Here is an 8862-nt window from a genome sequence, read left to right as displayed (position 1 = left end):
TGCAGGACGTCAAGCGGTCCGGCGCCGGCCTCGCTGCGCAGCTGGGCCCTGAGCGCAATGCCCTGGCTTGCCTCCGGCGTCCACGTGAGCAGCCAGCGCGCGTTATCCTGCCGGGAGACCTTCGCCCGCTCCAGCAGCCGGATCAGTCCGAACCGGCCCTGTGCATCGAGCGCCGTGCGCAGGCCGCCTTGTTCGGTCTGCCATTCGATGTGCGAGAGGTTCTCGAGCGACTGGCCCGGCCACTCGAACGGAACCCAGTCCTCCTTCTGGTTGAAGTAGTCGAGCTCACGCCCGGACAGCACCGCCTTCATGTTTGTTACGCCCGGCGTCGCGACACCGCGCAGATCAAAGCGGATATGCGCATCGCCAGACGGAAACAGCACGGTTGAGACCCGCATCAAGCGGTTCAGCCCTTCCAGAAACGCCGGATCAAGCCGCAGGGCATCCTGTTGCGTGCCCGCGCCCTGCGCGGCTACCCAGCGGTCGCCCTGACGCTCGACGATGCCGGCCAGTTGCGCCGTGACGAACTGCGTGATCACGCCGTTGTCCGGGCGCATGAACCGGGCCATCTCGGGCAGCGACGCATCGTTGTCTGAATCGGCGAACGGATAGCGCCCACCGAAGGCGGTGTTCCAGTCGGCGACGATCGAGCGGCGCCAGATGTCGTTCAGGCTGGCTGCCGCAGGCTGCACCACCGCCTGCCAGGTCTGGTCGAGCGGTGCCTGGAACAGCTGGCCGAAACCGGCCCATTGCTGGCCAAGGCTGGCCGCGACACGGCTGGCGTAGTCGCGGCTGTCCGCGATGTCGGAGCTCCGGCCCTGGAGCACCGCCTGCGCCGCCACGCGCGACATGGCCTCGGTGTCGGCGCTGTTCACCATCTGCTCCAGCTTCAGGCGCATCGCCGTGACGCGTTCGAGATAGCGCGCGAGGCTCAGGTCACTGGTCGCTGCCACCTGCACGGCCGTCTTGCCAGCCTGCGCCGGCACGCCGGATAGGAGATCGCTGCCACTGAGCCGCAGGATCGGCCCGAATGCATTCGCGAGGGGGGCGAGCTGGGGCTGTGCCCGCTTCGACGGATCTTTCTCGTCGGCGCCGACCAGCTGCTGCGCCTTGCTGACCAGCGTATCCGAAAGCGATTGCGCCGCGACGCCCGCGCCGGCCTGATACACGATGGCATTCATGAGCGCAACCAGCGGCGAGCGTTGCGGGTCGCCCAGCAGCGAGAGCTGGTCGGCGGTGGCAGACAGTGTCGAGGCGCTCTGCCAGCGCAGGCTGTCGAGGAACTGCGCCCATGCGCGCGCATAGTCGTCGAAGTAGCGCTGTCGCAGTTCCGCTTTCAGCGTCGACGATGTGGCGCTGGCCGTCTTTGTGTCGGAGAGCACCCAGTCGCCGGCGACGTCTCCCTGGCTGCTCGCCTCGTCGATCGCTTTCGAGATGCGCTGCTCCCACGCTTCGCGCGTGAAGACGCCCGGAATGGTCTGGCTCGTGTTGAACAGGCCGCGCCCGGTGGTGTCGCCAAGCAGGCCGGCCAGGGAGACCGGCGGATACTTCGGCTTTGCGTCGTCGAGGATCTGCTGGTACGTCGCGTCAGTCGAGTTCTGGATGCCGCGCACGCCAATGACGGTCTGGCGCGTAGCGGCAACCAGGCTGCTGTCCGGCACGATGGCGAGCGTTGAACCGTTCGCAGCAGGTCGACGGCCCAGGTGATCCGCGAAGAAGACAATGGCGTGCTGGCGAAGGTCCTCCCACGTGCCGGCCGACAGCGGCGAGGCGGGCGGGCGGGCAGGCGCCTGCGTTGCCAGAAGCTGGGGCGTGAGGAACGACGCGACGGCCCGCTCGGGCCTGGCGAGCATCAGGTAGGCCTTGAGCGTATCGTAGGCGGCCTGCGCCTGGGCGTTGCCGCCGCTTGCGATCTCCGCGTCGGACATCGACGCAAGCTGGCGCAGGCGATCCTCCAGTTTCTGGCGGATCGGACCAACGAGGATACGGCCCGCAGCATCCTCATAGCCGGGCCACAGCACAGCGAGTACGGCGCTGTCGCGATTCAGACCGAAGCGCGCGGTCCAGGGCGCGCCGTCGCGCTGGCGAGTCTCGAGCGTGTCGATCTGTCTGTCGAGACTGTCGAGTGCCTGCATGGCCTGCGCCGGGCTCAGGGTGCCAGACAGTTTCGCGAGCGTGTCCTGCGCTGCGCCGATCGTGGCGCGATTCGACAGGCCCGACACCATCGTGCCCACGATCCAGAGGGCGGCCACGCCTGTTGCCATCCACGCGGCGGCGATCGACGGTGAAAAGCCAACGCGGCGACCGTGGACCCGACGACTGTGATCGGCGACGGTCTGCCAGATCGAGCGCTGCGGTGGAGCGATGGGAGCGGCTCCCGGTTGATCGTCTGCGTTGCCCTCGGTCTTCTCAGCGGCTTTGGGCGGTGCCGGTTCCGGCTCCCTGAAGAGCGGCGCGAACAGGAGCCCATGAACGGCCTGACGCCAGTAACGCGAATTCGCCGTCTGCACCGCAAGTCCCGACAGGGCGCTACCTAGCCGCTCGATATGCTGAGAAAGCTCGGCCGGGTAGCGGTCGCGATTGTCCGCTGCAAGCCGCGCGACGCCTGTGTCTGCCAGATTGCGCGTGAGGCTTTGCAGCGAGACCCCGACTTCTTCGGCATTAACTCGCGTGTTTGCCCAGGTGAAACCGATAGCTTCATCCGGACCCGTCGGCACGGTGCCAAAGTCCGTCACGTTGACCAGATAGGCCGGCGCCGCCCAGCGCAGCGCACGGGCATGGCGTGCGAGCCGTTGTGAAAGGCCGTTGACGTCAAATGGCGCGGTTGCGGAAATACGGTTGCCCGTGACCGCGACAATCGCATCGACCGGGCGATGATGACGCAGGCGGCGGATTTCCTCGAGCCAGCCTGTTTCGATTTTGTCGCTGGTTTGCTTTGCGTAAAGCAGGACCGTATCGCCCGTGAACGCGTAGCCGGTCTCGACGAGCCCCGGAACCAGGCGTTTCACAAGGGGTTCATCTCCAGCGACAAGCACCCAACGATCGCGCCAGCGCCAGCGCCTGCCATGGCGGTCCCGGAGCGCTTCTGCCAGCGACACGGATCTGGATGAACCGGTAGCCTGATCTGATTTCGGAACGTTCGATTGCGCGTCATATCGCATCAGCCATCGGGTCGCCCGCATGGAAGCGATCCAGAGGAGAATGGCCTCAATCAACTTCACAAGAATCAGGCACAGCAGCAGCCCCGAGAGAAGTGCCAGCTCAATGTTGATGCGTGTGTTTTGACTCCACCCCTGTTCCATCCCCCCGAACCACGTCGCAAGGCCAAGAATAATAAACAGGATGGTTATCGCAATACCAATGAAAAGCGCTGCGGGCCGCGGCTTGTGATCGTTCATGTCTGTTTCTGGCATACCAGTGCAACCAGGTCATCGCCTTCCTGCGCAATAACCAGCTGGGGTTCGTTCATAAGTGCTGCGTTTGCAGCGGCCAGCGTTGTCGCAAGCCACGCGCGTGCCGCGCCGGCATTGCCAACCGTCTCATCTACGTCGACAGGCCTCATCCGGTGTCCGAACCGGCACGACGATCGGATGGTCCTTAAGGCATCTTTGCCAAGTCCGGTGCCCCATGTCGTTCCGGTTTTGTCGAACGATGTCCTTCCCCAACGGACAGCAAGCTTCAGTACGTCCGCCACTTTTTCCGGGGTTCCCCTCGCCGGGCGATGGATGCGTAGGGCAGGCTTGCCGTTCATCTGTCCGGCAACAGCAGGAGTGCCAACAAGCAGCATCGACGCGGCCTCAGCGACTCCGTTAGCAAGCACGTCACTTGCTGCCTTACGCAACTGGACGGCAACGAGGAGCCGAACCACATCAGGTCGAACTCCGTCGTGCCACGAATCGGCATGGAATAGCGAAAGCTCCCTGGTTGCGGGCTTTACCTGGACGCGCAACGACGGAAATTTTTCTTTCAGAAGCGGCTGCAGACGTGCAACCCATGTGGCAGGCTGCAGTACAGTGTCAACGCAGAGGTCCACACTCATTGACACTTGCCGGGGAAGCTGAAGAATCTGGGGGGCCAGGTCACTCATCAACTCGTTCAGCAGCCATTCACAGGCTTCTGTCTGACGCGCATGTTCGGTCCGGGCGTTACCTCCATAGAACCGCTTGCCCGGTATCTCGAGCCAACGGGCCATCACGTCGGTGTTGGGCCTAACCTGGCTGGAAGCCGGGCGCAGTTTTATCTTCCCATCAAACAGATCTTCGACGGAATTCTCCTCCTCGCTGGACGAAAATCGCCAGGCGTGCCCCAGAACGGCCAGCGGCTGGCTTGAAAGCTCGTGACGCTGCTCTTCTATGTCATCGGCAGTCCGGTTTGTGGCGAGTGCGGCGTTGACGCGCACGTATGTCCAGGCGAGTCGGCAAGCCAGCAGAAGTCCCCATATCAGGACCGGTAGTGCGACCGCACGGAACCAGAACCAGACCGTGTTCGTTGGTTTGCCTGCACGCCAGAGGAAAACGGTCAGGGACGCGCCCGCCGCAAGCATGAGGCAAAGCAGAAGTGCCCAGACGAGAATCGACGGCCGCGATGCTTCCGGAACCCTGACCCGCGGCGGAATACGTTCAAAATCAACGGGCATCGCCTTATCGGACCTTCGCGCCGTCAGTCGAGGCTATCAGGACACTCCCGCACTGCGTTGCATCGCCATCCCTCGACAAGGGCGTACCGGCGTCCTTCATGCTGCTGCTTCCTTCAATGATTTCGTTGTCGCCGTGGATTGGACAGGACACAAGGATGCCAACCTTCGCTGCACGCCGTCCCTTCACCTTGATACGGTCGGAGCCCGAAAGTACCTTGCCACCGTGGCTTGTGCTGTCACCTTCGTATGCCAGTTTTTTCATTCGCCAACACTCCCTGCTGACCAGTACAAGGTCTGAAAACTTCTCTTTAAGCGGACGCCCATCGCCGAATCCGTCCTTGAAAAGGATTCGGCGTTTATGAAAAATTGCGTATTTCTGGGGCAAAACACTAGCGGATCCCATCACGGCGCAATTGCCAGTTGGTTGGATTTGATCCATCTAAGCAGGTGTCTACCGGAAACGTTGACGTAGTCCACATAGGCCCAGCCTGCGGGAGACTGCTTCAATACCGTCGCTACATCGCTCTGGACCAGATATGCCCGACTCGCGTGTGCATCATCAGGCGCCGTATAGAGCGTCGCTTGTTGCACCGATACGATCGCCGTACGATGCGTGGTTTCCACGACTACCGGCGCAGACGTGCCGATGGTGCTGCTGTCTGCCTTTGAATTCGCGGCGTCGATCAGTCGCGCATCGTTGTCTGCGCCTGCCGCGTGCAAGGCTTTCGCAATCTTGCGATAGGCGTCACGATTGGCCGAAGACGGCGGATCGCACCGCAGGAGATTGTCGGTGCCGGAAGCATCTTTGATGAGTGACCGTGGCGGCTGACCAGCCCCGATAAACTGAAGCAGTCGGATTGCCGACGGACGCTCATCCTTCAGCATCAAACTCGTCTGTTCGTCAGTTCCCCACTGCGCACGCTGGCCAGCCTGCCATCCCGCTCCGCATATTTCACCAGTTTGATCAGCGGTGATACATCCAGTGCGGATCTCAATGGCAGCGCAGTATTCCCGGCTCGCGTCAGATTCCGGCTGACCCGGCCCTGACGACACAGAACCTGATTCGATTCTCCCGATGACGACATATTGACCTGACGGCGAGATATTACCGTTGCTCGGCGGCTCCATTTGTGTACCACCCGAGTCCGCCGCGCCAATTCTTGGCAGCAGACTGAACGTCGCTCCGTTTGGGAAATGGAATGTTGCCTGTTGCCATGCACGCTCCGGCAACGGTGTTTGAGGGTTCAACGCCTTGCCATAGATAATCGCTGCCCCACCCGGCAACGCGAACCTGAACGTAGACGAAGGTGCGGCAGCATTTGCTGGAGCGGGAGCGCCGCCGCTCAGCAGCAAGACAGAGGCAATTATTGCACCGAGACGAACAGCTTGGACCGGCGACGAGCCGGTTCGACATGGTGCAACATCTGCTTTCGTAATTCTTGAGTTCATGCTTTTCACGATGGCGTTCCTAGGGCTTGAAGCAGATGCTCATATCGCTGCGGCGCGACCGACACGCCGTTGACATGCGCCATATAGCGGGATGGGCCATAGTCCTGCAGAATGCTGGTTTCGTATGCAGTACCGTTCGCTCCCCACTCAGCAGGATTGCGGGACACACGTGGATTGTGTTGAAAAAAGCGATCCAGCGAGGCTTTCATACTGTTTGCCGTCGCACCAGGCGCGTTGACGTCTTGATCCAAGACGGTCGCACGGCCGAGCGGTGACTGCAAATAGTCCTTGATCGGATAAGGATAGCCACCGGGCGTCTTGCCAATAGCGTGATTGAGGCGATCGACAAAGTCCTTGACTTGCAGCACTTGGTATAACGGCGACGATACGGCGTGTGCCATCGACGCGACAGGCGGACATTCAACCGGCTTACCAAAGGTGTGGACCGAACAATCGCGTCGCAGCGCGGTGTAAAGCTCATCGCCAATCATCCGAACTCCATTCGTAAATGTCGCATGCGCATACCCCAGCGCTGCTTCGTCGCCCGACCCCGTAACGGTCCAGCCGCAGTTGGAAAAATACTGTTGGTACTCGGCAGGATGCGCGTCTCGAAAAGCGGCAATCTGCGTCGCCAACTCACCCCGACTTTCCGCCCCGCGAATGGTCTTTTGCATTGCGCCGGCGCTGATGATCGCCTTGTCGATCGCTTGAACCGTATCCACCTTGCCTTCATTCTGGGACATAGCGCGCAGAATCTTCTCTTCGGTCTCGCTTAATGTGCCGTTGGTCCGCATTGTCGCCAATGCAGCACAGTTGCCCAACGAAATCGAGCCCGAATGCTGCGGTCCGTACCAAAACGTATTCGCTCCTGCCTTGAAGCGCGTTCCGGTCACGGTCATACAACAACCACAGGCACAAACGTCGGGATTGGGATTAAAGAAATTTCCCACCAGCCCAATCGGATGAATATGAAAAACGTCCGAACCCGGAAATCCCGGCACACCGGCCTTGACCTCATCCCACCACACGAGATTGGCGATGCGCTTCTTTTCCTCTTCGTGCTCGGGGCGAGGGCCAGTGTGCTGCTCAATGGCGGCGATCAGGTCCTGCCACTTGGCCGGGTTGGCCCATTCACTCTCGTGCTTCGGAATCAGGCGCGAAGCACGGAACGCAACCCATGGAAAACCAGAACCCTGCGCGCCTTGCCCGATGCTGGAGAGTTCGTCCACAGCGTGCACACCGTCGCCCGTCGGGAAAAGCACACCGTAGATTGCAGCCATGAGCGGGCTAAGTTTGGCCTTGGAGCCCCGGTCGGGTGTCTGCTGCTGTCCTGCCTGGTAGGCGACATAGTCCTGCGTGTTCGCAAAGATGGTGTGCGCTGGATCGTGGTCCTCATCGTGACACTCGAAGTCCACCCAGCTTTGAGCATGTTCGCGGGTCACCATACCGCCGGCAAAGCTTTGCTCCCGCACCCAACCTGAAACCGGGTGGCGTTGAACATCCTCGCTGTCGATTTTCCACCAGGTGCGCTTGTGCCCGTCGTTGCCAGGCTGCGTTTCCGTGACCATGTGGCTGGCATCGTGCGGCAGCGTGGCAAATCCACAGACCTGGATCACATCGGTCGGATTCGGCTCTTCGCCAGGTTGTGCGGGGGGCGGGGCCTGGTACAGATGCACGCCACTGTTCACGCGCAAAATGGTGGGATCCGGTGATACACCCAGCTGATTCCACTGATTCCTGTTCCCGGTCGTGTCCTCGATGTGCGCGTCGACCCAGTTCCGTCCGTCTTCGATGAACTGTTTGATGGTGTCATCACAGAACACCTCAATGTGCACCATCCGGATGGAGGTTGAATTGCGAAGGGAGTCGAAACGACCAAGGTAGCCGAGCACATCACCCGCCTTGACCTTGACCCGTCTTCCCTCCAGTACGACGTTTACCGAATCGAAGAAGGAATCCGGCACAACGTTTTTTACGACAGGGCCATCGTGCCCGTGTTCCTTGCCCAGAAATATCCATTTACCGATGGCAACGGCTGGATCTACATACTCACCAACCTTGGGTGCGTACAGCGCTCCAGGCGCGTCCGCTATTTGTCCCCAGGATCCCTCGCGTTTAGAGAGACTCACCTGCGTTCCCCGTGGGAGTATCCCGAGCACGGCTCCGTGAGGTTTGCTTGCGCGGACATTCAGTCCTGTCTGCCCGTCAGGCGCCGGCTGGCCGTTGGCGCCGGATTTGGGTTTGTCGGAAGCCTCCTGGGTCACTTCCACCTTCGCAGCCCAGTACGCCGGCCAGGGAAGTGTCGAATCGCTTTCGTAGCCGGCGTAGTCCTGCAGATGCATATACAGGCTGAAGAACGTGAGCGTCGTGCCACGTGGAAATTCCATCGTGTGCTTTACCAGTGCAAAACCCGTGCTGTACGACGCGTTGATCGCGGGCTGGCCATCGGTGGCCGGGATCTGGTTGACCAGATAGGCCCGATTCAGGCGCCACGCGACGACTTCGCCATCAGCAATGCAGCGCACCCCAGCCTTGAAGTCCATTGACTGCCCGGCACCCGCCTCGGTGACATGGATGCCGCCGTGCCACATCCCCCCGCTGCTTACCGGGAACGAGCCTGACGATTCCTGCTTCAGAAGCTGGTACATCTCGTGCTCGTCAGTAAAGTCTGCTGCAGCACCACCATTGCCTTGTCCCTTCTTGCGAAACGGAAAGGCGAACGTGATCTGCTTCAGGGACTGTGTCGGTGTAGCCGCAGGCGAACTGTTTGCCATGAA

General features: G+C 61.2%; 5 protein-coding genes. All 5 read right to left on the bottom strand.

Annotated elements, in window-relative coordinates; all coding sequences use genetic code 11:
- A partial coding sequence (locus M3I56_RS11385; protein WP_254353954.1) for an ImcF-related family protein occupies positions 1-3398 on the bottom strand: 3398 nt, incomplete at its 3' end.
- Positions 3395-4636 carry a hypothetical protein gene (locus M3I56_RS11380; RefSeq protein WP_254333382.1) on the bottom strand — a complete coding sequence of 414 codons (1242 nt, stop codon included), beginning with the start codon at positions 4634-4636 and terminating at the stop codon, positions 3395-3397. The genes M3I56_RS11385 and M3I56_RS11380, both read right to left, overlap by 4 nt.
- A 4-nt stretch (positions 4637-4640) precedes the next feature.
- Positions 4641-4898: a PAAR domain-containing protein gene (locus tag M3I56_RS11375; protein ID WP_254333383.1), complete on the bottom strand. Its 258-nt coding sequence runs from the start codon at positions 4896-4898 to the stop codon at positions 4641-4643.
- A 140-nt stretch (positions 4899-5038) separates the two neighbouring features.
- Positions 5039-6094: a hypothetical protein gene (locus M3I56_RS11370; RefSeq protein ID WP_254353953.1), complete on the bottom strand. Its 1056-nt coding sequence runs from the start codon at positions 6092-6094 to the stop codon at positions 5039-5041.
- Positions 6091-8859 carry a hypothetical protein gene (locus tag M3I56_RS11365; RefSeq protein WP_254353952.1) on the bottom strand — a complete coding sequence of 923 codons (2769 nt, stop codon included), beginning with the start codon at positions 8857-8859 and terminating at the stop codon, positions 6091-6093. The genes M3I56_RS11370 and M3I56_RS11365 overlap by 4 nt, the downstream gene beginning before the upstream one ends.
- Between the last annotated feature and the right edge of the window lie 3 nt (positions 8860-8862).

It is taken from the genome of Paraburkholderia sp. CNPSo 3281 (assembly GCF_024206515.1).
GTDB classification, from domain to species: domain Bacteria; phylum Pseudomonadota; class Gammaproteobacteria; order Burkholderiales; family Burkholderiaceae; genus Paraburkholderia; species Paraburkholderia nodosa.
The sequence above is the reverse complement of the archived record's forward strand: the minus strand, read 5'-3'. Positions and strand labels throughout refer to the sequence as shown.